At 68.2% G+C, this 24,065-nt stretch carries 25 protein-coding genes; 15 read left to right on the top strand and 10 right to left on the bottom strand.

Annotated elements, in window-relative coordinates:
* Nucleotides 1–4: 4 nt before the first annotated feature.
* From BZF57_RS08670 to BZF57_RS08650, 5 genes are all read left to right on the top strand, one after another.
* Nucleotides 5–1,459, top strand: a complete 1,455-nt coding sequence (locus BZF57_RS08670) for a glycosyl transferase family protein (protein ID WP_338029882.1) — start codon at nucleotides 5–7, stop codon at nucleotides 1,457–1,459.
* Nucleotides 1,456–2,643, top strand: coding sequence for a hypothetical protein (locus BZF57_RS08665; RefSeq protein WP_086736781.1), 1,188 nt, complete (start codon nucleotides 1,456–1,458; stop codon nucleotides 2,641–2,643). The genes BZF57_RS08670 and BZF57_RS08665 overlap by 4 nt, the downstream gene beginning before the upstream one ends.
* A gap of 230 nt (nucleotides 2,644–2,873) precedes the next feature.
* On the top strand, nucleotides 2,874–3,791 hold the full coding sequence (locus BZF57_RS08660) for a sulfite exporter TauE/SafE family protein (protein ID WP_086736779.1): 918 nt from the start codon (nucleotides 2,874–2,876) through the stop codon (nucleotides 3,789–3,791).
* A gap of 37 nt (nucleotides 3,792–3,828) precedes the next feature.
* Nucleotides 3,829–4,587, top strand: coding sequence for a TIGR02186 family protein (locus BZF57_RS08655; RefSeq protein WP_420810186.1), 759 nt, complete (start codon nucleotides 3,829–3,831; stop codon nucleotides 4,585–4,587).
* Between the two features lie 106 nt (nucleotides 4,588–4,693).
* A complete protein-coding gene (locus tag BZF57_RS08650) occupies nucleotides 4,694–6,391 on the top strand; it encodes an ATP-binding protein (protein WP_086736774.1) in 1,698 nt (565 codons plus the stop codon).
* Between the two features lie 272 nt (nucleotides 6,392–6,663).
* On the opposite strand, the gene BZF57_RS08645 is transcribed toward BZF57_RS08650, so the two are convergent.
* Genes BZF57_RS08645 through BZF57_RS08630 form a run of 4 tightly spaced genes read right to left on the bottom strand, consistent with a single transcriptional unit; the run spans nucleotide 6,664 to nucleotide 11,834 of the window.
* Nucleotides 6,664–7,398, bottom strand: coding sequence for a 7-carboxy-7-deazaguanine synthase QueE (locus BZF57_RS08645; RefSeq protein WP_086736772.1), 735 nt, complete (start codon nucleotides 7,396–7,398; stop codon nucleotides 6,664–6,666).
* Complete coding sequence (locus tag BZF57_RS08640; RefSeq protein WP_086736770.1) at nucleotides 7,395–8,234, bottom strand: hypothetical protein; 840 nt, start codon at nucleotides 8,232–8,234, stop codon at nucleotides 7,395–7,397. Before BZF57_RS08640 ends, BZF57_RS08645 begins: the two co-directional genes overlap by 4 nt.
* A complete protein-coding gene (locus BZF57_RS08635; protein WP_086736768.1) occupies nucleotides 8,231–9,085 on the bottom strand; it encodes a DUF2262 domain-containing protein in 855 nt (284 codons plus the stop codon). The genes BZF57_RS08640 and BZF57_RS08635 overlap by 4 nt, the downstream gene beginning before the upstream one ends.
* Before the next feature lie 4 nt (nucleotides 9,086–9,089).
* Nucleotides 9,090–11,834 carry a valine--tRNA ligase gene (locus BZF57_RS08630; protein WP_086737130.1) on the bottom strand — a complete coding sequence of 915 codons (2,745 nt, stop codon included), beginning with the start codon at nucleotides 11,832–11,834 and terminating at the stop codon, nucleotides 9,090–9,092.
* 123 nt (nucleotides 11,835–11,957) lie between these two features.
* Here BZF57_RS08630 and BZF57_RS08625 point away from each other — a divergent pair, with 123 nt between their 5' ends.
* The 4 genes from BZF57_RS08625 to BZF57_RS08610 are packed head-to-tail and all read left to right on the top strand — an operon-like array spanning nucleotide 11,958 to nucleotide 15,498.
* On the top strand, nucleotides 11,958–13,070 hold the full coding sequence (locus BZF57_RS08625) for an ABC transporter permease (RefSeq protein WP_086736766.1): 1,113 nt from the start codon (nucleotides 11,958–11,960) through the stop codon (nucleotides 13,068–13,070).
* A 10-nt stretch (nucleotides 13,071–13,080) separates the two neighbouring features.
* Nucleotides 13,081–13,887, top strand: coding sequence for an ABC transporter ATP-binding protein (locus BZF57_RS08620; protein ID WP_240505908.1), 807 nt, complete (start codon nucleotides 13,081–13,083; stop codon nucleotides 13,885–13,887).
* Between the two features lie 48 nt (nucleotides 13,888–13,935).
* Entirely contained in the window at nucleotides 13,936–14,886 is a 951-nt protein-coding gene (locus tag BZF57_RS08615; RefSeq protein WP_086736761.1) for an MlaD family protein, read from the top strand.
* A gap of 12 nt (nucleotides 14,887–14,898) precedes the next feature.
* The gene (locus BZF57_RS08610; RefSeq protein WP_086736759.1) at nucleotides 14,899–15,498 is read left to right on the top strand and encodes an ABC-type transport auxiliary lipoprotein family protein; all 600 of its coding nucleotides are present in this window, start codon (nucleotides 14,899–14,901) and stop codon (nucleotides 15,496–15,498) included.
* 1 nt (nucleotide 15,499) lies between these two features.
* Here the strand turns inward: BZF57_RS08610 and BZF57_RS08605 are convergent, their stop codons facing one another.
* The 6 genes from BZF57_RS08605 to crcB are packed head-to-tail and all read right to left on the bottom strand — an operon-like array spanning nucleotide 15,500 to nucleotide 19,346.
* Entirely contained in the window at nucleotides 15,500–16,204 is a 705-nt protein-coding gene (locus BZF57_RS08605) for an ATP12 family chaperone protein (RefSeq protein ID WP_206073228.1), read from the bottom strand.
* Nucleotides 16,201–16,440: a hypothetical protein gene (locus BZF57_RS08600; RefSeq protein ID WP_086736757.1), complete on the bottom strand. Its 240-nt coding sequence runs from the start codon at nucleotides 16,438–16,440 to the stop codon at nucleotides 16,201–16,203. The genes BZF57_RS08605 and BZF57_RS08600 overlap by 4 nt, the downstream gene beginning before the upstream one ends.
* The gene (locus BZF57_RS08595; protein WP_206073227.1) at nucleotides 16,437–17,111 is read right to left on the bottom strand and encodes an HAD-IA family hydrolase; all 675 of its coding nucleotides are present in this window, start codon (nucleotides 17,109–17,111) and stop codon (nucleotides 16,437–16,439) included. Before BZF57_RS08595 ends, BZF57_RS08600 begins: the two co-directional genes overlap by 4 nt.
* Nucleotides 17,108–17,710: an FMN-binding negative transcriptional regulator gene (locus BZF57_RS08590; protein WP_086736755.1), complete on the bottom strand. Its 603-nt coding sequence runs from the start codon at nucleotides 17,708–17,710 to the stop codon at nucleotides 17,108–17,110. Before BZF57_RS08590 ends, BZF57_RS08595 begins: the two co-directional genes overlap by 4 nt.
* Complete coding sequence (locus tag BZF57_RS08585) at nucleotides 17,710–18,933, bottom strand: RluA family pseudouridine synthase (protein ID WP_086736753.1); 1,224 nt, start codon at nucleotides 18,931–18,933, stop codon at nucleotides 17,710–17,712. The genes BZF57_RS08590 and BZF57_RS08585 overlap by 1 nt, the downstream gene beginning before the upstream one ends.
* A complete protein-coding gene (crcB, locus tag BZF57_RS08580) occupies nucleotides 18,930–19,346 on the bottom strand; it encodes a fluoride efflux transporter CrcB (protein ID WP_240505907.1) in 417 nt (138 codons plus the stop codon). The genes BZF57_RS08585 and crcB overlap by 4 nt, the downstream gene beginning before the upstream one ends.
* A 229-nt stretch (nucleotides 19,347–19,575) precedes the next feature.
* Here crcB and rpsU point away from each other — a divergent pair, with 229 nt between their 5' ends.
* The 6 genes from rpsU (at nucleotide 19,576) to gatB (ending at nucleotide 24,062) form a co-directional block, all read left to right on the top strand.
* The gene (gene rpsU, locus BZF57_RS08575) at nucleotides 19,576–19,782 is read left to right on the top strand and encodes a 30S ribosomal protein S21 (protein WP_017664771.1); all 207 of its coding nucleotides are present in this window, start codon (nucleotides 19,576–19,578) and stop codon (nucleotides 19,780–19,782) included.
* Nucleotides 19,783–19,907: 125 nt separating this feature from the next.
* A complete protein-coding gene (locus tag BZF57_RS08570) occupies nucleotides 19,908–20,510 on the top strand; it encodes an FKBP-type peptidyl-prolyl cis-trans isomerase (RefSeq protein ID WP_086736750.1) in 603 nt (200 codons plus the stop codon).
* 13 nt (nucleotides 20,511–20,523) lie between these two features.
* Nucleotides 20,524–20,826: an Asp-tRNA(Asn)/Glu-tRNA(Gln) amidotransferase subunit GatC gene (gene gatC, locus BZF57_RS08565; protein ID WP_086736748.1), complete on the top strand. Its 303-nt coding sequence runs from the start codon at nucleotides 20,524–20,526 to the stop codon at nucleotides 20,824–20,826.
* Between the two features lie 106 nt (nucleotides 20,827–20,932).
* The gene (gene gatA, locus BZF57_RS08560) at nucleotides 20,933–22,414 is read left to right on the top strand and encodes an Asp-tRNA(Asn)/Glu-tRNA(Gln) amidotransferase subunit GatA (RefSeq protein WP_086736747.1); all 1,482 of its coding nucleotides are present in this window, start codon (nucleotides 20,933–20,935) and stop codon (nucleotides 22,412–22,414) included.
* The gene (locus BZF57_RS08555) at nucleotides 22,411–22,569 is read left to right on the top strand and encodes a glutamyl-tRNA amidotransferase (protein WP_240505906.1); all 159 of its coding nucleotides are present in this window, start codon (nucleotides 22,411–22,413) and stop codon (nucleotides 22,567–22,569) included. The genes gatA and BZF57_RS08555 overlap by 4 nt, the downstream gene beginning before the upstream one ends.
* Nucleotides 22,566–24,062, top strand: coding sequence for an Asp-tRNA(Asn)/Glu-tRNA(Gln) amidotransferase subunit GatB (gene gatB, locus BZF57_RS08550; protein WP_086736743.1), 1,497 nt, complete (start codon nucleotides 22,566–22,568; stop codon nucleotides 24,060–24,062). The genes BZF57_RS08555 and gatB overlap by 4 nt, the downstream gene beginning before the upstream one ends.
* The last annotated feature ends 3 nt before the right edge of the window (nucleotides 24,063–24,065 follow it).

Raw genomic sequence — 24,065 nt, 5'->3', positions numbered from 1 at the left:
CTGTTTGGGGAAGGGGGTCGCCTTGTCCTTTACCGAGCCTGGTCTGTGGCAGGGTCTTGCCCTGCTACAGCACGAACTATTGCTGTTCGCAGGAGTGTTCTTCCTGATCGGCGCGCTGGATGATCTGGCGGTCGATGCGGCGTGGCTGTGGCTCAGGGCAACCGGGCGGGCGAAGACGGCGCGGGTGAACCGCGTCAGCCTGCGCCAGCGGCAGCTGTCCGGCCCGGCCGCGGTGCTGATCCCGGCCTGGCGCGAGGACGCGGTGATCGGCCAGACCATCCGCCACCTGCTCGACACCTGGCAGCAAGCGGACCTGCGCCTCTATATCGGCTGCTATCGCAACGATCCCGACACGCTCGGCGCGGCGATCGCGGCGGCCCGGGGCGACACGCGGCTGCGGCTGGTGATCCACGGGCACGAAGGCCCGACCACCAAGGCCGATTGCCTCAACCGCCTCTATGCCGCCCTCGCGATGGACGAGGCGCGGTCGGGCCGGCGCTATGCCATGCTGGTGTTCCACGATGCCGAGGACATGGTCGATGCCGGCGCGCTCGGGCTGCTCGACGAGGCGGTCGAGGCGGGGGCGGACTTCGTGCAGCTGCCGGTCGAACCGCTGGTGCCGCGCCAGCGCGCATGGCTCGAACGGCAGATCGGCAGCCACTATTGCGAGGAATTCGCCGAGGCTCATGGCAAGGCGCTGGTGGTGCGCGATGCGCTGGGGGCGGGGCTGCCGGGCGCGGGCGTGGGCTGCGCCGCATCGCGCCGCGCGCTCGACTGGCTGGTGGCGCGCCACATCGAGGAAGGCGGCGCGGCGGGCCTGCCTTTCGCCAGCGACTCGCTGACCGAGGATTACGAGCTCGGCCTCGCCATAGCCGCCGCGGGCGGGCGCTGCCGCTTCGTGCGGGCGCGCGGCGAGGATGGCCGGCTGATCGCGACCCGCGCCTTCTTCCCCCACCGCTTCGAGAATGTCGTGCGCCAGAAGGCACGCTGGGTTCTGGGGATCGCGCTGCAGGGCTGGGACCGGGTCGGCTGGGACGGGGGTCTGCGCGAAACGTGGATGCGCGCGCGCGACCGGCGCGGGCCGATGACCGCGCTGGTGCTGCTGGTGGGCTATGCGCTGGTGTTCCTGACCGCGATCATGGGCCTGCTTGTGGTGGCCGGGGTCGCCCAGCCGCCGCCGCTGACTCCGCTGCTGGCTGCGGTGCTGATCGCCAACGGGGTCGCCTTCGTCTGGCGCATCGCCATGCGCTTCGTCTTCACCGCGCGCGAATACGGATCGGTCGAGGGGCTGTTCGCCGTGCTGCGCCTGCCGCTCGCCAACATCATCGCGATCATCGCGGGGCGGCGCGCGGTGACCGCCTACATCGGCACGCTCGGCGGACGCAAGGCGGTGTGGGACAAGACCGACCATGATGCCCACCCGGCCGAGGCCGGCCTGTTCGGGCCCGCGAGGCGGTGACGGGCCTGCCCCGCAGCGTCCGGCACCATGTCCGGACCAAGGGCAGCCCGCTGCTGATGCTGGGGGTGATGCTGGCGGGGTGGTGCGCGGTGCGGGTCGCGTGGTGGGAGGACCCCTTCGCGCCCCCCGCGCAGGCCCATGCCGGAGTGCCGCAGGCGACGAGCCTCGCGCCGCCGCCGGGCGCTCCGCCCCCCTGGGCCGAGCTTGCCCCTTTCGCGCGCTATGTCCCCGTGCCCGAGACCCCCTCCGCTTGGGTCGCTCCTGTGCTCGGGAGGATGCAGGGAACCGGAGCCGGCCTGTGGCGGCCCGCCGTCGCCATGCCCCGCTATGCCCGCGCGCCCGAGGCTGCGACCCCCGCACCCGCGACGATCTGGCTCCCCGGCGCGCTTGCCGGCTTCTCGCTTCCCCCGGGCGATCCGCGGCTGGCCGCGCGCGATAACGGGGGCGAGCCTCAGCCGTCTGCCCCCAAACCGCCCTTCCTCCCCCCAGTGCTCGCCGCTGCCGCGCCGCCGCCGGGACGCTGGTCGCTCGATGGCTGGGGGTTCTGGCGGCAGGGATCGGATGCGGCGCCGGTCTCGCAGGGCCGCGTGCCGGTCTACGGGGCGAGCCAGTCGGGCACGGTGCTGACCTACCGTCTCGCCCCCGCCAGCAGCTATGACCCGCGCCTGTACCTGCGCGCCTATCGCGCGCTGGTGGTGAACGGGGAGAACGAGGTCGCGCTCGGCGGCTCGCTGCGGCCGCTCGCCAGCGTCCCGCTGCGGGTGGCGGGCGAGGTGCGCTACACCGATGCCGCCTTCGGCACCGCGGTGCGCCCGGCGGGCTACGTCGTGACCGAGCTGCCGCCGGTGCGCCTTCCCTATGGCACGCAGCTCGAAGCCTACGGGCAGGGCGGCTGGGTCGGCGGTCCGGCCTCGACCTGGTTCGCCGACGGTCAGGCGAGCGTGACCGGCCCGATCCGGCTGGTCGACCGGCTGAGCCGCAATGCCCTCAGCCTCAGCCTCGGCGCGGCGGTGTGGGGCGGGGCGCAGAAGGATGCCGAGCGGCTCGACATCGGCCCGACGCTGCGGCTCGACATGAAGGTCGGCAAGGTCCCGACCCGCGTGACGGTCGACTGGCGGCAAAGGGTGGCGGGCGACGCGAGCCCCGACAGCGGTGTGGCGGCGACAGTCTCGACGCAGTTCTAGCTTTCGGTCGCGCTGGCGCGCGACGCAGACCTCCCGCCCCGCCTCCCCACCCGGCCACCATATCCTGGTGGTACTATTGGTGGCTTCCGGCGTCGCCGGCCGCCTACAGCGGTGGGGAGGCGGGGCGGGAGGTCTGCGCCACCGAAGGTGGCATCGCGCGTCAGCGCGATCATAGAACAAGTATCTCTGGCGGGTTTAATCCCCTCGCCGCCTCGGCTAGCCTACCGCGCATGGACGTCTACCTGCCCATCGCGAATCTCTCGGTCAACGGGCTGTATATCGTCCTGCTCGGCGGGCTGACGGGGATCCTTTCCGGCCTGTTCGGGGTCGGCGGCGGGTTTCTGACGACGCCGCTGCTGATCTTCTACGGCATCCCGCCCACGGTCGCCGCCGCCTCCGCCGCGACGCAGGTGACCGGCGCGAGCGTGTCCGGCGTGCTCGCCCATTCGCGGCGCAAGGGCGTCGATTACCGCATGGGCGCGGTGCTGGTCGCGGGCGGCATGATCGGCGCGCTGATCGGCGCGGGGCTGTTCAGCCTGCTCCAGTCGCTCGGCCAGATCGATGTGGTGATCTCGATCCTCTACGTCGTGCTGCTCGGCTCGATCGGCTCGCTGATGATGCGCGAGGCGGTGAACGCGCTGCGCCCCGGCCTGCTCGGCAAGCGCGGCGCGCAGGTCAAGAAACGCCGCCACCACCCGCTGGTCGCATCGCTGCCCTATCGCTGGCGGTTCTATGCCTCGGGCCTCTACATCTCGCCGCTGGCGCCGATGATTCTCGGGATGCTGGTGGGCATCCTCACCATGCTGATGGGCGTGGGCGGCGGTTTCCTGCTGGTGCCCGCGATGCTCTACATACTCGGCATGAGCGGCAATGTGGTGGTGGGCACATCGCTGTTCCAGATCCTGTTCGTGACGATGGTGACGACCATGACCCACGCGCTCACCACCAAGGCGGTCGATCTCGTGCTCGCCGCGCTGCTGCTGCTGGGTTCGGTGCTGGGCGCGCAGTTCGGGACGCAGATCGCTCTGAAGGCTCGGCCCGAATACCTGCGCCTTGCGCTCGCCACGCTGGTGCTGCTGATCGCGCTGCGGATGCTCTACGGCCTCGGCGTGCAGCCTGATGAGATCTACACCGTTGTCCCCCTGTGAGGCTGCGCAGGTGAAGGGGGCGGCGTGGCTTGCGGCCCTGCCCGTGGCAGTCGCCGCGCTCGCCCTCGTGCCGTCGCCGGCGCGCGCGCAGAACGAGCCGCTTCTGGTACCCGCAGTCAGCCAGTCGCGGATCGAGGTGCGGCAGGGCTTCACCGGCGCGCGGCTGCTGCTCTACGGCGCGGTGATGGACCCCGGCGGCGCGCGGGCGACGGGCAATTACGACATCGTCGTCGTGCTCAAGGGCCCGACCGAGGCCGTGCGCATCCGCGAGAAGGAACGCATCGCGGGCATCTGGGCCAATGCCGGATCCTCCGATTTCCGCTCGGCCCCGGCCTTCTTCGCGGTCGCCTCCTCGCGGCCCATCCGCCAGATCGTGGATGAACGCACAGCCGCGATCTACGAGCTGGGGACGGACTTCATCCAGCTTTCTCCCTCGGGCGCGATCGATCCGGCCGAACAGGCACGCTACGCGCAAGGTCTGGTCGAGCTGCGCAAGCGGCAGGGCCTGTATCAGGAGAACCCGGGCGGGGTGACGATTGCGGAGAACGTGCTCTACCAGGCGCGCATCGACCTGCCCTCCAACGTCACCACCGGCCGCTACACCGCCGAGACTTTCGCGGTCTCGCGCGGGCGCGTGCTGGCGAGCGCGACGGCGCGGATCGAGGTGGTGAAGGCGGGGCTGGAAGGGCAGGTCGTCACCGCTTCGCAGCGCTGGTCGTTCTTCTACGGCCTCGGCGCGATCGCGCTCTCGCTCGGCATGGGGTGGCTCGCCGGACGCCTGTTCGCGCGCGGCTGACACTGGCCGGCCATTTGTAGGTTCTGGTCAATGTTGACCCGATTTTAACCTTACCGGTCCTACCCCTTGTGTGGTTTTGGATGCCACCCAAGCAGGACGGGCTTAGATGACGGATCACGCCACACAGGATTTCGAGCGCTTCACCGGACCCAATCCGGCCGGCGCGGAGGAAGTCGCGGCGGCCTATGCCCGCGGCACGCAGGACAATGCGCGCCTGCCGATCGGCGTGGTGCTGGAAATCTCGGGCTCGGGCTCGCAGATCGCGCTCGATCTGCAACGCATCAACGAATGCATGAAGGACGCCGACCCCTCGGTGCAGATGGCAGGGCAGGTCGGCAGCCAGATCAAGATCCGCGTCGGCGACACGTGGCTGCTCGCCAACGTGCGCGACCAGCGCAAGGACCGCCGCACCGAGGGCGGGATCATCGCCCATATCGACTTTCTCGGCGAGGGCGGCGAGGAGAAGCTGACGGGCCGCATCCACGGGTTCAAGCGCGGTGTTACCCGCTACCCGATCCCGGGTGCGATGATCTATCCGGCGACGACCAAGGATCTCGAACAGATCTATGCCAGCGATGGCCGCGCCAGCATCACCATCGGCAAGGTCTTCCCGACCAAGGACATCCGGGCCGGCCTCTACATCGATGCGATGCTCGGCAAGCACTTCGCGCTGCTCGGCTCGACCGGTACCGGCAAGTCGACCAGTGCCGCGCTGATCCTGCACCGCATCTGCGAGGCATCGCCCAAGGGTCACATCGTGATGATCGATCCGCACGGCGAATATTCCGCCGCGTTCCGCACCACCGGGCAGATCCTCGACGTCTCGAACCTCCAGATGCCCTACTGGCTGATGAACTTCGAGGAGCATTGCGAGGTGCTGCTCTCCTCGAGCGGCAACGACCGCCAGACCGACAGCGACATTCTCGCCAAGGTGCTGCTGGCCGCGCGCACCAAGAGCCGGCTGGCACAGACGATGGGCAAGATCACGGTGGATTCGCCGATCCCCTATCTGCTGTCCGATTTCAGCGCGATCCTTCAGGACGAGATGGGGCGCCTCGACAAGGCGACCTCCTCGGCGCCCTATATGCGGATCAAGCAGAAGCTCGACGAGCTGAAGGCCGATCCGCGCTACCAGTTCATGTTCTCCGGCATGCTGGTGGGCGACACGATGGTGGAGTTCATCGCCAAGGTCTTCCGCATGCCCGGCCACGGCAAGCCGATCTCGATCATCGACGTGTCGGGCGTGCCGTCGGACATCACCTCGACCGTGGTCGCGGTGCTCAGCCGCCTCGTCTTCGACTTCGCGATCTGGGGCCGCGACGAAAAGACCCGCCCCGTGCTTCTGGTGTGCGAGGAAGCGCACCGCTACGTGCCCAACGAGAAGAATGCCGACGGCTCGTCTGTCGGCAAGATCCTCAGCCGCATCGCCAAGGAAGGCCGTAAATACGGCATCAGCCTCGGCCTCATCACCCAGCGCCCCTCGGACCTTGCCGAAGGCGTGCTTTCGCAGTGCGGCACGATCATCGCGATGCGCCTCAACAACGACCGCGACCAGGCCTTCGTGAAGGCCGCCATGCCCGAAGGCGCGCGCGGCTTCCTCGATTCGATCCCGGCGCTGCGCAACCGCGAATGCATCATCTGCGGCGAAGGCGTCGCGATCCCGATCCGCGTGACCTTCGACAACCTTGAGGAACACAAGCGCCCGGCCTCCGAAGACCCGAGCTTCGCCGAACTGTGGAAGCAGGACGGCGGCGAGGAAGAACTGGTCGACCGCGTGGTGATGCGCTGGAGAAGCCAGGGGTAGGCTGTTTTCTCTGCGTCCGCGCGCCTCCGCGCGGACGTCCTCGGCGCTGTTCCTTCGCTACGCTACGGGCGCCTGCGGGCGGCCAGTCGGCCTTGCGGTCCGTCCGATGGCGGACCGAGGCACCTCCATTGCTCGAGCGTCGCGCTGTCTTCGGTCGCGCCAGCGACCGCGAGCGCACGCGCGCGAGCCGCAGGTGCCCCGGACCCCGGCCTCGAGCCGGGGGGAGGGAACAGCACCGAGGACGTGCCCGCGGAGGCGGGCACGCCAACAAGTCACGTTCCCCGCGTATCCCCGTACAGGTGAATATGCATCCGGTCTGACATCCGGAAGCCGTGCTTCAGGCACAGCTCGGAAAGCCACGCCTGCCGCGCGCGCAGGGTGGCGCTGTCGGTCCCCTCGGCCATCAGGAACACGCGCTCGGGGCGGAAGCGGTAGCGCGCGTGGAGCGCCAGCACCTCGTCCACGTCTGCGGGCGAGGCGATCACGAATTTGAGGAAGGCGCGCGGCTCGCTCGCCCATGCGTCGAGGCGTTCGGGAAGCAGTGCGAGATCGGCGGGGTTGCCCGAATGCGCGAGCTTGGGGCTGACATTGTACTGGTCGACCCGCACATCGAGCCGCGCATGCGGGGCGACGGTGCCGTTGGTCTCGATCTCGACCGAAATGTCGGGCAGGTTCGTGAGCATCTCGGCGAGCGCCGGGGCCTGAAGCAAAGGCTCGCCCCCGGTGATGACGAGGCGCTTCTGGCCGAGGGCAGCGATCCGCTCGGCCGTTTCGGCAGGCGAAAGCGTCACCTGATTGGCCTTGCGCTCGAAGGCGATCCCGTCCCGGTGCGGCCGGTTGTCCCCCTCGAACCGCCAGGTATAGGCCGTGTCGCACCAGGTGCAGGCAAGGTTGCAGCGCGAGAGGCGCACGAAGGCGACCGGCATGCCCATGCTCGGCCCTTCGCCCTGCAACGAGGCGAAGATCTCCGGCCCGCCGGTGTCGTCGGTGGCAAGGACGACGTTCATGGGATGTTCGTCTCGATCGTGCCGTCGTTCCAGAGACGGAAGTCCATCACCGGAAAGTCATCGACTCCGTCGAGCACGTAGCGCAGGCCGATATCGCCATTGTCGAAGGCGGAGACCTCCACCAGCTTCAGCCGCTTGGCGAAGCCGGCGCGGGAAAGCGCAGGCCCGCCGGGGCGCTGGTATTGCTCGCGCCACAGATCGTGGAAGCGCTGCAATTCCTTGCGCGCCCGCCGGTCGAGCGTCTTGCGCTCCTCCCACGCCCTGCCGATGGTCGCCAGCGTGCGCGCGCGGGTGTCGGCGAGCCTGAGGTCGAGCCACAGCACCACCTCGACCTTCTGCCCGAGCCATTCGCGCTCTTGCGAGAAGGCGAAGTGCGGCTGGATCGCGGGGAGAAATGTGCCCAGCTCGGGGTCGACCAGCGGCTCGGGATGGAGCACCCTTACGGCAGTGTCCACCAGCTTGGAGTCGTCCGGGGTCGGCAGCACCGCCAGCAATTTGGCCTCGGGGCGGTTCTGGTCGTAGGTGACATCGCCCGAGACGGTGAAGCGCACCAGCCCGCCTTCGGGAATTTGCGCCAGCATCGCGGCGATCGCTTCTTCGGTGGGCGCGGTGAAGGTGACCGACATCTGCGTGGTCTCGATCGGCCCGTCACCCTTGCGCCATGCGATCAGCTTGAACCACTGCTGCCATTCCTCCGACAGGACGCCGGGCGGATAGCCCGTGTCATGTTCGAGCACGACGCCGGTGATGACCACCGGCGCGGGCGCGGGCTCCTGAGCGCGCAGGGCGGCGGGCAGAGCCAGCAGCAGCAGGGCGAGCAGCGCGCGCAGCATCATCCGAACATCTCCGCATGGAGCGCGTCGGTCTCCGGATCGTAGCTCACCATCATCCCGTGGCTCCAGAACAGGTCATCGTCGCCGAAGGTGAAGGTGAAGGAGCCATCGGGCGAGAACTCCGCTTCCTCGAGCGTGAAGCGCGCCTTGAAGGCCTCGCGGCTGACCGGCGACTGGCCGTCCTCGCGCCAGTTGTCCGTCCAGACCTCGTAGTAATCGGCAGCGATGGCCTCGCGCAGCCTTGCGTCCCACGCCTCGCGGGCGTCCCACACCGCATGCAGCCGCGCGAGGGCCTGCGCTCCGGCATCGGGCCCGGGCGGGCCAGCATAGTCGAGCGTCAGCACCACGGCGATCTCGCGCCCCAGCCATTCGCGCTTCTGCCGGAACCACTGCGGGAACTGTAGATCGGAGGTGAAGGTGCCGAACGCCGGATCGGTGAGCGGCGGCGGGTTGAGCAACGGATTGGCGGCGGCCAGCAGGGCGGCATCCTCGACGCGCGGCAGGGGCGCGCGCAGCACCGCCTTCGCCCGGCCGTTCTCCTCGCGCACGGGCGCGCGGATCGCGATGCGGACCAGCGTGCGGGGCGGGAACACCGCTTCCCACTTGGACAAATCGCTCTGGCGCTGGTCGGGAATTTCGACCCTCAGCGTGTCGGTGCGCACCGGCCCGTCCCCCTCGCGCCATGCGACGAAATGGACCGAACTGGTCCAGCGGGTCTCGCCCTGGTTCTGGAAGCCGCCGCCGCCGCCCATGGCATCGACCACACCGGTGATGATGATCGCCTCCCCGTCCGCCTGCGCCATCAGCGCCGAGGGCGTGAGCAGCGCGAACGCCGCGAGGAGGCGGCGCAGCATCGCCTTACCCCAGCCGCGCCAGCGCCGCCGTCAGCCGCTCGACTTCGCCCGAATGGTGGGCGAGATCGGCGCGGGCCTTCTCGACCGCTTCGGGCTTGGCCTTCTCGGCGAAGGCAGGGTTGGAGAGGCGGCCTTCGAGGCTCTTGGCTTCCTTCTGCGAGGCCGCCAGCGCCTTTTCGAGCCGGGCCTTTTCGGCGGCGATGTCGACGATCCCTTCGAGCGGGATGACGAACACGTCCTCGCCCGCGGTCACCTGCATCGCGGGGCCTGCGGGGGCCCCGCCGATGGTGACGGGAGTGAGGCGCGCGAGGCGTTCGATGGCGGCGCTGGAGCGCTCGATGGTGCGCGCAGCGACGTCCGAAGGCGCGGCCACCCACGCCGCCAGCTTCGCGCCGGGCGCAATGCCGAGCTCGTTCTTGGCCGAGCGGGTGTTGGTGGTGAGGTCGATCACCCAGTCGATCGCGTCGGTCGCTTCCTTGCTCACCTCGGCTTCCGGCTTGGGCCACTGCGCCACGATCAGCTCGTAATCTCGCGCGCCCAGCTTGTGCCACAGCTCTTCGGTGATGAAGGGCATGAAGGGGTGGAGCATGACGAGGATCTGGTCGAGCGCCCAGCCGGCCACCGCACGGGTCTCGACCGCGGGCGGGCTGTCGGGCTCGCCAGCAAAGACCGGCTTGATCAGCTCGAGATACCAGTCGCAGAACTTCGACCACGTGAACTGGTAGATGGCGTTCGCCGCCGCATCGAAGCGCAGGTCGGCCATCGCCTTTTCGATCTCGGTGACGCAGGCCTGCACCTCGCCGATGATCCATTGGTTGGCGGCAAGCCGCGCGGGCGGGGCCTTGATGGTGCTCGACGCCCCGATCCCGTTCGACTGGCAGAAGCGCGCCGCGTTCCACAGCTTGGTGGCGAAGTTGCGGTAACCCTCGACCCGCTTTTCATCCATCTTGATGTCGCGGCCCTGGCTCTCCATCGCCGCCATGAAGAAGCGCAGCGCATCCGCGCCGTACTGGTCGATGAGGCCGAGCGGATCGACCACGTTGCCCTTGGACTTCGACATCTTCGCGCCATCGGCTGCGCGCACGAGGCCGTGGAGATAGAGCGTGTCCCAGGGCTTCTGGCCCATGTTGTAGAAGCCCATCATCATCATCCGCGCATCCCAGAAAAACAGGATGTCGAAGCCGGAGATGAGGAGCGAGTTGGGGAAGTGCTTTTCGAGGAGCGGGCTGTCGTCCTCCGGCCACCCCAGCGTGGCGAAGGGCCACAGGGCGGAGGAGAACCACGTGTCGAGGACGTCCTCGTCCTGCGTCAGCGCAACGCCCTCGCCCGCGAGCGCCTGCGCGGCGGCTTCGTTCTCGGCAACGAAGCAGCGGCCGTCATCGGCGAACCAGGCCGGAATCCGGTGCCCCCACCACAGCTGGCGCGAGACGCACCACGGCTGGATGTTTTCCATCCAGTTGAAGAAGGTCTTCTCCCATGTCTTGGGCACGATCTGGATGTCGCCCGAGCGCACCGCTTCGATCGGCTTCTTGGCGAGTTCCGCCGCGTTCACATACCATTGGTCGGTCAGCCACGGTTCGATCACCACGCCGCCGCGGTCGCCGAAGGGGGTCGCGATCTGGCGCGGCTCGGCGTCGTGCTCGACCTCGTTGCCTTCCTTGTCCTTGGTGACGTGGGGGATGAGCAGCCCGAGCGCCTTCATCCGCGCCACCACCAGCTCGCGCGCGCCGTCCTCGCCGTCTCGCTTGAAGCGGTGGAGCCCGATGAAATCGTCAGGCACCAGCCCGTCCGCCGTCTGGCACACGTTGGCCTCGGCATCGAGCATGTTGAGCATGTCGGCCGGGGCAAAGCCCGCGCGCTTGCCGACTTCGAAGTCGTTGAAGTCGTGGCCGGGCGTGATCTTGACGCAGCCCGAGCCGAGTTCGGGATCGGCGTGTTCGTCGGCGATCACCGGGATGCGGCGGCCGGTGAGCGGCAGGATCACGTGCTTGCCGATCACGCTCTGATAGCGCGGGTCCGCCGGGTTCACCGCCACCGCCATGTCTGCGAGCATCGTCTCGGGCCGGGTGGTGGCGACTTCGAGGTAATCGCGCCCGTCATCGAGCCGCGCGCCGTCCGCCAGCGGATATTTGAAGTGCCAGAAGCTGCCCGCGATGGTTTGCGTCTCGACCTCGAGATCGCTGATCGCGGTCTTGAGCTTGGGGTCCCAGTTCACCAGGCGTTTATCCCGGTAGATCAGCCCGTCGTTGTAGAGATCGACGAAGGTCTTGATCACCGCGCGGGTGAAGTGCGGGTCCATCGTGAACTGCTCGCGGCTCCAGTCCATCGAGCAGCCGAGGCGGCGCAGCTGGCCGACGATGCTGCCGCCGCTCTCGGCCTTCCACTCCCACACCTTCTCGACGAAGGCCTCGCGCGAGTAGTTGGTGCGCTTGTCCTGCCGCGCTTCCAGCTGGCGCTCGACCACCATCTGCGTCGCGATCCCGGCGTGGTCCATGCCGACCACCCACAAGGCGTCCTTGCCGCGCAGGCGTTCGTAGCGGACCACCACGTCCTGCAAGGTGTTGTCGAGCGCATGGCCGATATGGAGGCTGCCCGTGACGTTGGGCGGGGGGTTGACGATGGTATAGGCTTCCGCCTCGGGGCGTTCGGGCCGGAACAGGCCGTTCGTCTCCCAATGGGAATACCATCGCGCCTCGATCGCAGCGGGGTCGAAGGTGGTGGCCAAAGGTGCGTTTGTCTGCTCGCTCATAATGCCCCGCGCCATGCCAGCACCCATGTTGCGATGCAATGATGCAAAGGGTCGCAAGGAAGCCCAAATCTGCGTCGCGAGAGCCTTGCGGCACCACGAAAATCCCCCCATACCCCGCTACCGATGCAAAGCGGCGCGCAACATTTGCTGGAGGATGGCGGCGCGGACGGCGGTCGGCTGGTGCTGTCAGGAGAGCTGACGCTACCGGTCATCGCCCCGCTCGAACGCGATCTCAAAGCCCTCGCAGGCCCCGTCGCCAGCGTCGATCTGGCGGGCGTCGAGGAGATCGATACGGTGGGCGCGTGGGTCGTGTGCCGCTTCGCGCGAGAGCACAACAGCGAGATCACCGGCGCGAGCCCCGCTGCCCAGCGATTGCTCGCGGCGATGCACGAGATCGACGCCGGGGGCGATACCCACCCGCACCGCCTGCCGGTGTGGGAGCGCGTGCCGACCAAACTCGGCGAGCATGTCTTCAACGCCCGCGGCGGGGTCTATGGTGTGGTCGGCTTCTTCGGGCAGATCATCCTTGGCGCTGGCAGCCTCTTGCGTCACCCGAGCCGCTTTCCGCTCAAAGCGCTGGTCCACCAGATGGAGCTGGTCGGCGTCTCGGCACTGCCAATCATCGGCCTGATGAGCTTCCTCATCGGCATCGTCATCGCCCAGCAGGGCTCGGTCCAGCTCGAGCAGTTCGGGGCGGAGGCGCTGACGGTCAATCTCGTCGGGCGCATTACCCTGCGCGAGCTTGGCGTGCTGATGACCGCGATCATGGTCGCGGGCCGCTCGGGCAGCGCCTTTGCCGCGCAGATCGGGACGATGAAGCTGACCGAGGAGATCGACGCGATGCGCACCATCGGCATCTCGCCGATCGAGGTGCTGGTGATCCCGCGCATCCTGGCGGCGACCTTCATGATGATCCTGCTCGGTTTCTACGCGGCGATGATGGCGATCATCGGCGGAGCGGTGGTCGGCCAGTTCGCGCTCGGCATCCCCTTCTTCACCTTCCTGGTGCGCATTCAGGAAGTGGTGCCGGTGCACGACCTGTGGGTGGGCCTCATCAAGGCGCCGGTCTTCGGGCTGATCGTCGCGCTCGCGGGATGCTTCCACGGGATGCAGGTCCACGGCAATTCCGAGGAAGTCGGCCGCCGCACGACGATGGCGGTGGTCTCCGCAATCTTCGCGGTGATCGTGCTCGATGCCTTCTTCGCGGTGTTCTTCACCGAAATCGGGTGGGGATGATCCGATGCGGATGAACGAACACCCCGATGACAACAGCCCGGCCATCGTGGTCGAGGGGCTGGTCAACAAGTTCGGCGACTTCGCGGTCCACGAGGGGCTCGACCTTATCGTCCGGCGCGGGGAGATTCTCGGCGTGGTCGGCGGATCGGGCACGGGCAAGTCGGTGCTGATGCGCTCGATCATCGGGCTCCAGCAGCCCGAGGCGGGGCGCATCACCGTGCTGGGACGCAACCTGTGCGGCGAGGATGCCGAGACCGACCTCGTCGTGCGCGAGCGCTGGGGCGTGCTGTTCCAGGGCGGCGCGCTGTTCTCGACCCTGACGGTGGGCGAGAACGTCGAGGTGCCATTGAAGCAGTTCTACCCCGAGCTCGACTCCGATTTCCGTGCCGAGATCGCGCGCTACAAGGTGATGCTGACAGGCCTGCCGGAAAGCGCCGTGCAGAAATATCCCAACGAGCTGTCGGGCGGGATGAAAAAGCGCGCCGGCCTCGCCCGCGCCCTCGCACTCGATCCCGAGCTGCTGTTCCTCGACGAGCCGACCGCGGGTCTCGACCCTATCGGTGCCGCCAAGTTCGACCGGCTGACTCGCGAGCTGAAGGAAACGCTGGGCCTGACCGTGTTTCTCATAACCCATGATCTCGATACGCTTTACGAGATCTGCGACCGTGTCGCGGTGATTGCGGAAAAGAAGATCATCGCGGTCGGCACCATCCCTGAGCTGGTGGCGACGGGGCATCCGTGGATCGAGGAATATTTCAACGGCCCGCGCGGCCGCAGCGCCCATGCCGCTCAGGCGCGGGAGGGGGGCACCGCATGAGCCCGATAACATTGGACAAGCCCGCCCGCCGGGCCGCATAGGAGCGCCATGGAGACCAGAGCCAATCATCTGTGGGTCGGTGCGGTAACGCTGGTGCTGCTGGCGGCGCTGGCGGCGTTCATCGTCTGGATCGCGCGTCTCAATGAAGGCGCAAAGGACGAATACGACATCTTCTACAACCAGTCGGTCTCGGGCCTCGCCAATGGCAGCCAGGTGACCTTCGCGGGCGTGCCCGTGGGGCAGGTGACCGAGATCGCGCTTGCCAAGGACAACCCCGAATTCGTGCGTGTGCGGGTGAAGGTGAAGGACGACGTGCCGATCCTCGTCGGCACCCAGGCGACCATCCAGGCGAGCTTCACCGGCGTCTCGACGATCCTCTTGGACGGCGCCCGCAAGGGCAATCCGCCGATCACCTGCGAGACCACCGCCTGCCCTGAAGGCCGCCCGGTGATCCCCCCGGGGCGCGGCGGCTTCGGCGAGATCGTCGCCAACGCGCCGCTGCTGCTTGAGCGCCTGGCGACCCTGACCGAACAGCTCAACACCATCCTCGGGCCCGAAAACCAGAAGGAGCTGGCGGGCATCCTCAAGAACTCCAACCGCCTGACCGGCGGCCTCGCCGATGCGACCCCGGAGCTGACGCAGAACCTCAAGGAATTCCGCGTCACCATGCAGGAATTCAACCAGACGCTCGATGCGGCGGAAAAGCTGGCGCTGACAACCAATACCCTCGTCGACAAGGAAGGCGAGCCGCTGGCGCGCGAACTGCGCGAAACGCTGAAGAGCGCCAATGCCGCGCTCGCCTCGCTTTCGGCGACGCTGGAGGATACGCGCCCGGCCGCGCGGCAACTGCGCACCAGCACCCTGCCCAATGCCGAGGCGACCTTGCAGGACCTGCGCGCCACCAGCCGCGCGCTGCGTTCGATCACCGAGAAGCTCGAAGCCGAAGGCGCGGGCGCTCTGGTGGGCGGCAAGTCGCTGCCCGAATATAAGCCGCAATAGGGGAACGACCGCATGACCATCCGCTTCCGGCCTGTCCTGCTTGCTGTTCCGCTAGCGCTCGCGCTGACGGGCTGCATCAGCCTCGGCGGCGATCCGCCCGCGAGCCTGCTCACCCTCAGCCCCGCCGCCACCGCGCCCGCCGGGCCGGGCGTCGCCGCCGGGGCCGAGCGTCCGGTGATCGCGGTGATGGCCTTCGACACCCCCGCCAAGCTCGATGTGATCCGCGTGCCGGTGGCGGTGAGCGATACCGAGCTCGCCTATCTCAAGGAGGCCTTCTGGGTCGAAAAGCCCGCACGCCTGTTCCGGCGGCTGGTGGGCGAGACGATCCGCTCGCGCGGGCAGGCACTGGTGATCGACGGGGACGACACGACCACGCTCGCCACGGTGACCTTGCAGGGCACGCTGATCGACATGGGCTACGACGCGCAGACCTCCTCGGCGGTGGTGCGTTTCGATGCGGTGCGGATCACCAAGGACGGCACCGTGACCACGCGGCGGTTCGAGGCGAAGGAGACCGGCGTCGTCGCCGAAACCCGCGCGGTCGGCGCGGCGCTCAATATCGCGGCGAACCGGATCGCCAAGGACATCGCCGACTGGGTGGCGGCGGGCTGATCTAGCCCCGCGCCAGCCGCGCGAAGGCGCAGGCGCGCAGGAAATCGGCCTCGCGCCGGGCACGCCGCTCCTCGGCCTCCCAGTCGCGGCCCCACAGGTCGGCCTGCCATTCCTCTTCCAGACACACCGCCTGCCACAGTGCGAGCGGCTCGTCCTCGTGGGTCGCATCGAGCGCGGCGAGCGCGGTGACGAGCGAGGCGGCGAGCTTGGTCATGGCCTCGACCCCCGCGAGCACGAAGGGCGGGAGGGCGAGGAGCCGCGCTTCCAGCTTCGCCAGCGTCTCGGGCGGCTGCGGGCGGTGGACCACGCCGCTGACCCGCACCAGAGTGACGCCGTGCGCGGCCTCGAATTGCCGGAGCAGCGGCTCCCACACGGCCTGCTGGCGCGCGTGGAGCGGTTCGTCCGGATCGGCGCGGTAACATAGCGTGTCGGTCTCGCCATAGGCGACGAGGCCCTTGGCCACTGCCGCCGGATCGGCCGCGACGATGTCGATCGCGTAATCCGCCATGTCGCGCAAGGGGAGGCTGGCGGGGTCGATCTTTTCGCCCTGCTGGCGCCACTCCGCCGCCATCGCCTCGCCGAGCGCTGCGGTCGGCACGATCTGCGGCGCGCCGCCGACGGTCTTTACCCCGCGCGCGTCGAGCATCACCTGGTGCCCGCCCGCCACCCCGGCGAGCGTCACGTCCTTGTAGAACCGGCGGATCATTTGCGCGTGCTGTCCTTCGCATTCCACGCCCGCGCGATGAAGCGGGGGAGGAAGAAGAATTCGAAGAAGCCCATCACCGCCAGCACCGCGCCGAGCGGCCGCGGCAGGTCGATCACCCCGCCCGAAATCGCGAAGCCGAGCATGATCAGGGCGATCCCGCCGAAGCGGACGAGGGTGATGACGATGAACCCGGTGCGCGCCCGGGCATCGGCGATCTCGCGGTCGGAACGGCTCATGGCAGGGTGTCCTCCAATGCGGCGGCAAGGTCCGCAGCGGTCTCGGCCACGCGCGCCGCGCCGCTGGCGATCAGCTCATGCGCGCCGTGATAGCCCCAGCCGACCCCGATCGCGGCGACCCCGATGCTGCGCGCCATCAGCATGTCGAAGCTGGTGTCGCCGATCATCACGGCTTCCTCGCGTTGCGCTCCCGCTTCGAACAGCGCGGCTTCGAGCATCGCGGGGTGGGGCTTGGAGGGGTGGCGGTCGGCGGTCTGGAGCGAGACGAACAGGTCGGCGATGCCGTGGCTGGCAAGGCAGGCGGCGAGCCCGCGGTCTGACTTGCCGGTGGCGACGGCGAGGCTCCAGCCATCGGCGTGAAGAGCGCGCAGCAGCTCGGCGATGCCGTCATACAGCGGCTCGTCGAGCAACCCTTCCTCGCGCCGCGCGCGGAAGCTGGAGCGGTAGAATTCGGTGACCGCGCGGTTCTGCTCGTCGGAGAGGGCCGGCGCGAGGCTGCGCACGGCGGCAGGCAAGCTGAGGCCGACGATGCGGCGCACGGCGTGGTTGTCGGGCGCTGCGAGCCCTGCGCGGGTGAAGGCGCGCTCCATCGCCCAGCAGACGTCGGCCTGCCCGTCGACCAGCGTGCCGTCGCAGTCGAACACGGCCAAGCGCACGGGCAGCCGCGTCATGCCGGCAGCTCCCGCACGAGATGGGCGAGGGCGGCGTGGCCTGCGGCTTCCAGCCCCTCGGCGACGCGCGCGCGCTCTTCGGCGGACTTGTTCTGCGACAGCTTCAGCGTCGGCCGCCACGCCAGCACCTCGAGCTCGAAGCCGACGATGCCGCGGAACAGCCCGCTCCAGACTTTCTCGGAGGATTCCTCGGCCAGCCATGCATCGCCCCCGAGCCGCCCTTCGTGCTTGAGGATCGCGGCGTGGAGGAAGGCTTCGAGGCCCTCGTCGGCCATCCTGCGCACCCGGCCTTCCAGCTCGAGCGAGACGTAATCCCACGTCGGCACCGTGTCGCGGTTGTCGTACCAACGGGGGCTGACATAAGCGTCCGGGCCGTTGACCACGATCAGCGCGTCGGCCCCGGCGGAAAGGTGGCGCGTCAGGGCGTTGCCGCGCGCGAGGTGGAACTGGATCGCTCCATCACCGGTCGAGATCAGCGGCGTGTGCGCGACCCGCGGCCCGTCAGGCGTGGTGGCGAACACCATGCCGAAGCCGATCTCCTCGATCAGGCTCTCGCACAGGCTGCGGTCATCGGTACGATACAGCGGATTGGGATGCATCAGCGGCCCGGCTTGCGGCCTCCGGGCTTGGCGCCGGGCTTCGCGCCCGGTTTGCTCTTCACCTTGGGCTTGCCCTTGGGCTTCGCCTTCGCCTTGGCATTGGCGGCCCCGCGCGCACGGCGGGGGGCACGCTCTTCCTTGCGCGCCTGCTTGAAGTGGCGGCGCGCGGCCTGCTTCTTCTCTTCCGGGGTCTTCTCCGGCACCTCTTCGCGCAAGGGCGAGGCGTCGGACATGGCGGGATCGAAGCCCAGCACCTCCATGCTCGCGGCGAAATGCGGGGGGAGTTCGGCGGTCACGTCGAGCTTGCCGCCGGTTCCCTCTCCCGCCTTTGGTTCGGTGATGATCAGGCGGCGCGCGTGGAGGTGCATCTTCCGGCTCACCGCGCCGGTGAGGAAGGCATCGGGCCCGCCATATTTGCCGTCGCCCACGATCGGGTGGCCGATCGCGGCCATGTGGACGCGCAGCTGGTGGGTGCGGCCCGTCAGCGGCTCGAGTTCGACCCACGCGGCGCGCTGGCCCGCGCTGTCGACCACGCGGTAGCGGGTCTTGGCCGCTGCGCCGTTCTCCTCGTCGATATGCATCTTCTCGCCGCCGGTGCCCGGCTGCTTGGCGAGCGGCGCGTCGATCACGCCCTCAGCAAGGTCGGGCTTGCCGACCACCAGCGCCCAGTAGACCTTGCGCGCGCTGCGGCTGGCGAAGCGCTTGGAGAAGCTCGCGGCGCTCCCCGGCGTGCGGGCGATCAGGAGGACGCCGCTGGTATCCTTGTCGAGCCGGTGGACGAGGCGCGGGCGCGGGGTGCGCTCGTCCTCGACGAAGGCATCGAGCAAGCCATCGACGTGCTTGGTGGTCTTGCTCCCGCCTTGCGTGGCGAGGCCCGGTGGCTTGTTGAGCACGATCGCGGCGCGGGTTTCATGGATCACCATGTCCTTCGCTTCGGCGATCTGTTCGGGGCTGAGCGTGCGGACACGCGGCGCGGCGGAAGCCTTCTTCGGCGCGTCCTCTCCGCCAGGGGGCACGCGCAGCACCTGTCCGGCCGCGAGGCGGTCTTCCGGCTTGGCGCGCTTGCCATCGACCCGGATCTGCCCGGTGCGCGCCCAGCGCGAGACCGTGGCAAAGCCGACCTGCGGCAGGTTGCGCTTGAACCAGCGGTCGAGCCGAATGCCGTCGTCATCCTCGCCGACGGTGAACTGGCGGACGTTGTCGGTGGCGGGGGTCTCGCTCATGCCGCAACACTCTGTGCAGCGACGATCCCGGCTAGCACCGCGGCGACCCCGGCGACCAGCGAGGCGGCGGCATATCCCGCGGCCATGCCCATCTGCCCGCGGTGGATCATCGTGAAGAGCTCGGCCCCGAAGGCGCTGAAGGTGGTGAAGCCGCCGAGCAGCCCGACCCCGATCAGCAGCCGCGCGGATTCGGCACCGGTCTCTGACAGGGTGCCGCGCGCGATCCAGCCGATCAGCGCGCCCATGGCGAGGCTGCCCACGACATTGACCGCCAGCGTCCCCCACGGAAAGGCGCTCCCCGCCGGCGCGAGGTTCGTCACCACGCGCCCGGCGTGATACCGCAGCACCGAGCCCGCCGCGCCGCCGACGGCGACATTGAGGCTTGCCATGAGGGGGGAGATTTCACCGGCCATGCCCGAGCCTTTAGCGAGGGCAGGGCGATCTGCCTAGCGCGGTAAGGGCGCCAATGCGCGTCATTGCGCTGTGGCGGCTTGCCATTTTGCCGCTGTTGGACTATCGGGGCGCCGATTGAAGGGCGGTCCCCCATGGGAATCGCCCGTATTTCATTGGAAATTCACCGCGCACCCCCGCGCAGAATCACAGCGGGGCTCTGGGCGTTTGGACATGAGGTAGTCGTCGTTTATGCAAATCATGGTTCGCGATAACAATGTCGATCAGGCCCTGCGCGCGCTCAAGAAGAAGCTGCAGCGCGAAGGCGTTTATCGCGAGATGAAGCTGCGTCGCCACTACGAAAAGCCCTCCGAAAAGCGCGCCCGCGAAAAGGCTGCTGCCGTGCGCCGCGCCCGCAAGATGGAGCGCAAGCGGATGGAGCGCGACGGGAGCAAGTAATCCCGTTGCCAAGCGCGTTTCCCTGTCGGGAACCGCTTGAATCCCCCTTTACGATCAGCCATCAGGGCGCGGTTTCATTCCGCGCCCTTTTGTCGTCACGCACCCGTGCCTAGCAGGACAAGATCATGACCGAGATTACCCGCGTTCCTATCCAGCCCGTCAAGAAGGGCTCGCTGACGAAGCTCTGGATCGGGGTAATCCTCGCCATTCTGGTCGGTGCGGGGCTGGCCTGGTCGGCGATCCCCAAGGGGGTCTCGGTCGATACCGAAGTCGCCGGCACCGGCCCGACGCCGAAGACGGGCGAGGTCGTGTGGGTGAAGTACAAGGGCAAGCTCGCTGCCGACGGCACCGTGTTCGACGAATCGCGCGAAATCCCGCTGCCGGTGCAGGGCCTGTTCCCGCAGGGCAGCCCCTTCCCGCTGGAAGAGGGCGCGACCATCCCGGGCTTCTTCAAGGGCCTCCAGCAGATGCAGAAGGGCGGCAAGTACAAGCTCTTCATCCCCGCCGACCAGGCCTATGGCGCGACCCCGCCACAGGGCTCGCCGATCCCGCCCAACGCCGATCTCGAGTTCGATATCGAAGTGGTCGACATCATGAGCCGCGAGACCTTCGACCGGAACCTCAAGGTGCTCCAGCAGACCATGCAGGCCCAGATGGGCGCGCAGGGCGGCGGCGCGGCGCAGGGCGGTGCCCCGGCCGAAGCGCCCCAGGCGGCTCCGGGCCAGTAAGGGCGGCGCGCTCATGTCGGTCGACAAGGCAACCGTCGCGAAGATCGCCAGCCTCGCGCGCATCCGCATGGATGATGCCGCGCTCGAACAGATGGTGCCGGAACTGAACGGCATCCTCCAGTGGGTCGAGCAGCTGGGCGAGGTCGATGTCACGGGGATCGAGCCGATGGCGGCGGTGATCCCCAACACGCTGCGCTTGCGCGACGACGTGGTCGACGCCGATCCGCTGACCGGCGGCGGCAAGCGCGACGACGTCCTCGCCAACGCACCCGCGGCCGAGCACGGCTTCTTCGGCGTGCCGAAGGTGATCGAGTAAGACATTGATCCCGCTTCCCTCGTCATCCCCGCGAAGGCGGGGATCCAGCTAGGGCTGGCGAGGTGAGCTGGATCCCCGCCTTCGCGGGGATGACGGAAGTAGAACCATGACCGACCTTACCTCTCTGGGTGTGAAAGATATCCGCGACGGTGTCGCCAAGGGCGATTTCACCGCGCGTGAAGTGGCCGAAAGCTTCAACGCCGCCGTGGCCGAGGCCGCGAGCCTCAACGCCTTCATCGTCACCACCCCCGACCACGCGCTTGCCGCCGCCGACAAGGTCGATGCCGCGCGCGCCGCGGGCGAGACGCTGGGCAAGATGGCGGGTGTGCCGATCGGCATGAAGGACCTGTTCGCCACCCACGGGGTCCAGACCACCGCCGCGAGCCACATCCTCGAAGGCTTCACACCCCGCTACGAAAGCACCGTCAGCCAGAAGCTGTGGGACGCGGGCGCGGGGATGCTCGGCAAGCTCAATCTCGACCAGTTCGCGATGGGATCGTCCAACGAGACCTCCTATTTCGGCAATGTCACCTCGCCGTGGAAGAAGGCCGGATCGAACGCGGCCATGTCGCCCGGCGGCTCCTCGGGCGGATCCTCCGCTGCCGTCGCCGCGCGCATCGCGCCGGCTGCGACCGGCACCGACACCGGCGGCTCGATCCGGCAACCGGCGGCCTTCACCGGCATCTGCGGGATCAAGCCGACCTATGGCCGCTGCTCGCGCTGGGGCATCGTCGCCTTCGCCTCGAGCCTCGATCAGGCCGGACCGATGGCGCGTTCTGTCGAGGACTGCGCGATCATGCTCGGCGCGATGGCGGGCTTTGATCCCAAGGACGCGACCTCCTTGCAAATGGACGTGCCCGATTGGGAAGCGGCGCTCAGCAGCGACCTGCGCGGCAAGAAGGTCGGTATCCCGCGCGAATACCGGATGGAGGGCACCGATCAGGCGATCCTCGACAGCTGGGAGCAGGGCAAGGCGTGGCTCAAGGACGCGGGCGCAGAGATCGTCGATGTCTCGCTGCCGCACACTAAATATGCGCTGCCCGCCTACTACATCGTCGCCCCTGCCGAGGCGTCGAGCAACCTCGCCCGCTATGACGGCGTGCGCTACGGCCTGCGCGACCTTCCCGATGGCGTCGGCCTTCAGGACATGTACGCCGCCACCCGCGCCGCCGGGTTCGGTGACGAGGTCAAGCGCCGCATCCTGATCGGCACCTACGTGCTCTCGGCGGGCTTCTACGACGCCTATTACACCCAGGCCCAGAAGGTCCGCGCGCTGGTCGCCCGCGACTTCGCCCGCGCCTTCGAGGAATGCGACGTGATCCTCGCGCCGACCACCCCGACGGCGAGCTTCCCGCTGGGCTCGATGAACGAAGACCCGCTGACGATGTATCTGAACGACGTCTTCGCGGTCCCCGCCTCGCTCGCAGGCCTCCCCGCGATGAGCGTCCCCGCGACGATCAACGCCGACGGGTTGCCGCTCGGCCTCCAGCTGGTCGGCCGGCCCTTCGACGAGCAGGGCGTGCTCAATGCGGGCCTCGCCATCCAGCAGCGCGCGGGCTTTACCGCCAAGCCGGAGAAGTGGTGGTGATCGCCGATACGCCGCTATGGATCGCCGGGATCGGCATCATGCTGGCGGTGCCGCTGACCTTCATGGTCGCCAACTGGGTAAGAAAGAACGTCGATCACGGCGAAATGCGCTTCGGGCCGGATGGCAAGGTGATCGAGGACGAGGAAAGCAAATGAGCAACTACCGCATCCAGGGCGCAACCGGCGAATGGGAGGTCGTGATCGGCCTCGAAGTCCATGCGCAGGTCACCTCCAACGCCAAGCTGTTTTCGGGCGCCGCGACCGCCTTTGGGGCCGAGCCGAACGCGCAAGTCTCCCTCGTCGATGCCGCGATGCCGGGGATGCTGCCCGTGCCCAACCGCGAGTGCATCCGTCAGGCGGTGCGCACCGGCATGGCGATCGAGGCGCAGATCAACGCGTGGAGCCGCTTCGACCGCAAGAACTACTTCTACGCCGATCTGCCGCAGGGCTACCAGATCAGCCAGCTTTATCACCCGCTGGTGGGCGAAGGCTCACTCCTGATCGAGGCGGACGAGAAGGCGGGCATCCCTGAAGACAAGGTCATCGGCATCGAGCGCATCCATGTCGAGCAGGATGCGGGCAAGCTGATGCACGACCAGCACCCGACCATGTCCTATGTTGATTTGAACCGCTCGGGCGTGGCGCTGATGGAGATCGTCTCCAAGCCCGATATGCGTTCGCCTGCCGAAGCAGGGGCTTATCTGAGGAAGCTGCGGGCGATCCTGCGCTATGTCGGCTCGTGCGATGGAAACATGGAAGAAGGCTCGATGCGCGCGGACGTCAACGTCTCCGTGCGCAAGGCCGGCGAGCCCTTCGGCACCCGCACGGAAACGAAGAACGTGAACTCGGTGCGCTTCGTCATGCAGGCGATCGAGCATGAGGCGATGCGGCAGGTCGATGTGCTGGAAAGCGGCGGCACTGTGGTGCAGGAAACGCGCCTGTTCGACCCCGGCACCGGCACCACGCGCACGATGCGCAGCAAGGAAGACGCGCACGATTACCGCTACTTCCCCGATCCCGACCTGCTGCCGCTGGTGCTGGAGGAGGATTTCCTCGCCGAATGCCGCGCCTCGCTCCCTGAGTTGCCCGATGCCAAGCGCAAACGCTATGTCGAGGTGCTCGGCCTTACGCCCTACAACGCGCGCGAGCTGACCGCCGAGGTCGAGACCTTCGCACGCTTCGAGACGTTGCTCGCCGAAACCGCCAAGGCCACCGGCAAGGGCGAAGCCGACGTTGCGACGCAGGTCGCCAACTGGTCGCTCTCGGTCGCCCCGGGCGTGATCAAGGCGCTGGGTGACGAGGGCGACCCCGCCAACGCCACGGCATCCGCGCAGGCGAGCATTCTCGCGATGGCCGACAAGGCCGAGATCAGCGGCGGGCAGGCCAAGGAGATCTTCGAAATCGTCCTCAAGACCGGCCGCGATCCCGCTGAAATCGCGGAGGCCGAGGGCCTCAAGCAGGTCTCCGACACCGGCGCGATCGAGGCCGCGGTCGACGCCATCATCGCCGCCAATGCCGACAAGGTCGAACAGTATCGCGCCGGCAAGGAAGCGCTGTTCGGCTTCTTCGTCGGCCAGACGATGAAGGCGATGCAGGGCAAGGCGAACCCGCAGCTGGTGAACCAGCTCCTGAAGGGCAAGCTGGGCTAGGCG

The organism is Erythrobacter colymbi (genome assembly GCF_002155685.1).
In the GTDB taxonomy this organism is placed as follows: Bacteria; Pseudomonadota; Alphaproteobacteria; order Sphingomonadales; family Sphingomonadaceae; genus Erythrobacter; species Erythrobacter colymbi.
The sequence above is the reverse complement of the archived record's forward strand: the minus strand, read 5'-3'. Positions and strand labels throughout refer to the sequence as shown.

Coding starts and splice junctions, on each gene's coding strand:
- BZF57_RS08660 (WP_086736779.1), top strand. CDS start 2,874: ATGGACGTCTACCTGCCCATCGCGAATCTCTCGGTCAACGGGCTGTAT.
- BZF57_RS08650 (WP_086736774.1), top strand. CDS start 4,694: ATGACGGATCACGCCACACAGGATTTCGAGCGCTTCACCGGACCCAAT.
- BZF57_RS08645 (WP_086736772.1), bottom strand. CDS start 7,398: ATGAACGTCGTCCTTGCCACCGACGACACCGGCGGGCCGGAGATCTTC.
- BZF57_RS08640 (WP_086736770.1), bottom strand. CDS start 8,234: ATGATGCTGCGCGCGCTGCTCGCCCTGCTGCTGCTGGCTCTGCCCGCC.
- BZF57_RS08635 (WP_086736768.1), bottom strand. CDS start 9,085: ATGCTGCGCCGCCTCCTCGCGGCGTTCGCGCTGCTCACGCCCTCGGCG.
- BZF57_RS08630 (WP_086737130.1), bottom strand. CDS start 11,834: ATGAGCGAGCAGACAAACGCACCTTTGGCCACCACCTTCGACCCCGCT.
- BZF57_RS08625 (WP_086736766.1), top strand. CDS start 11,958: ATGCAAAGCGGCGCGCAACATTTGCTGGAGGATGGCGGCGCGGACGGC.
- BZF57_RS08620 (WP_240505908.1), top strand. CDS start 13,081: ATGAACGAACACCCCGATGACAACAGCCCGGCCATCGTGGTCGAGGGG.
- BZF57_RS08615 (WP_086736761.1), top strand. CDS start 13,936: ATGGAGACCAGAGCCAATCATCTGTGGGTCGGTGCGGTAACGCTGGTG.
- BZF57_RS08610 (WP_086736759.1), top strand. CDS start 14,899: ATGACCATCCGCTTCCGGCCTGTCCTGCTTGCTGTTCCGCTAGCGCTC.
- BZF57_RS08605 (WP_206073228.1), bottom strand. CDS start 16,204: ATGATCCGCCGGTTCTACAAGGACGTGACGCTCGCCGGGGTGGCGGGC.
- BZF57_RS08600 (WP_086736757.1), bottom strand. CDS start 16,440: ATGAGCCGTTCCGACCGCGAGATCGCCGATGCCCGGGCGCGCACCGGG.
- BZF57_RS08595 (WP_206073227.1), bottom strand. CDS start 17,111: ATGACGCGGCTGCCCGTGCGCTTGGCCGTGTTCGACTGCGACGGCACG.
- BZF57_RS08590 (WP_086736755.1), bottom strand. CDS start 17,710: ATGCATCCCAATCCGCTGTATCGTACCGATGACCGCAGCCTGTGCGAG.
- BZF57_RS08585 (WP_086736753.1), bottom strand. CDS start 18,933: ATGAGCGAGACCCCCGCCACCGACAACGTCCGCCAGTTCACCGTCGGC.
- crcB (WP_240505907.1), bottom strand. CDS start 19,346: ATGGCCGGTGAAATCTCCCCCCTCATGGCAAGCCTCAATGTCGCCGTC.
- rpsU (WP_017664771.1), top strand. CDS start 19,576: ATGCAAATCATGGTTCGCGATAACAATGTCGATCAGGCCCTGCGCGCG.
- BZF57_RS08570 (WP_086736750.1), top strand. CDS start 19,908: ATGACCGAGATTACCCGCGTTCCTATCCAGCCCGTCAAGAAGGGCTCG.
- gatC (WP_086736748.1), top strand. CDS start 20,524: ATGTCGGTCGACAAGGCAACCGTCGCGAAGATCGCCAGCCTCGCGCGC.
- gatA (WP_086736747.1), top strand. CDS start 20,933: ATGACCGACCTTACCTCTCTGGGTGTGAAAGATATCCGCGACGGTGTC.
- gatB (WP_086736743.1), top strand. CDS start 22,566: ATGAGCAACTACCGCATCCAGGGCGCAACCGGCGAATGGGAGGTCGTG.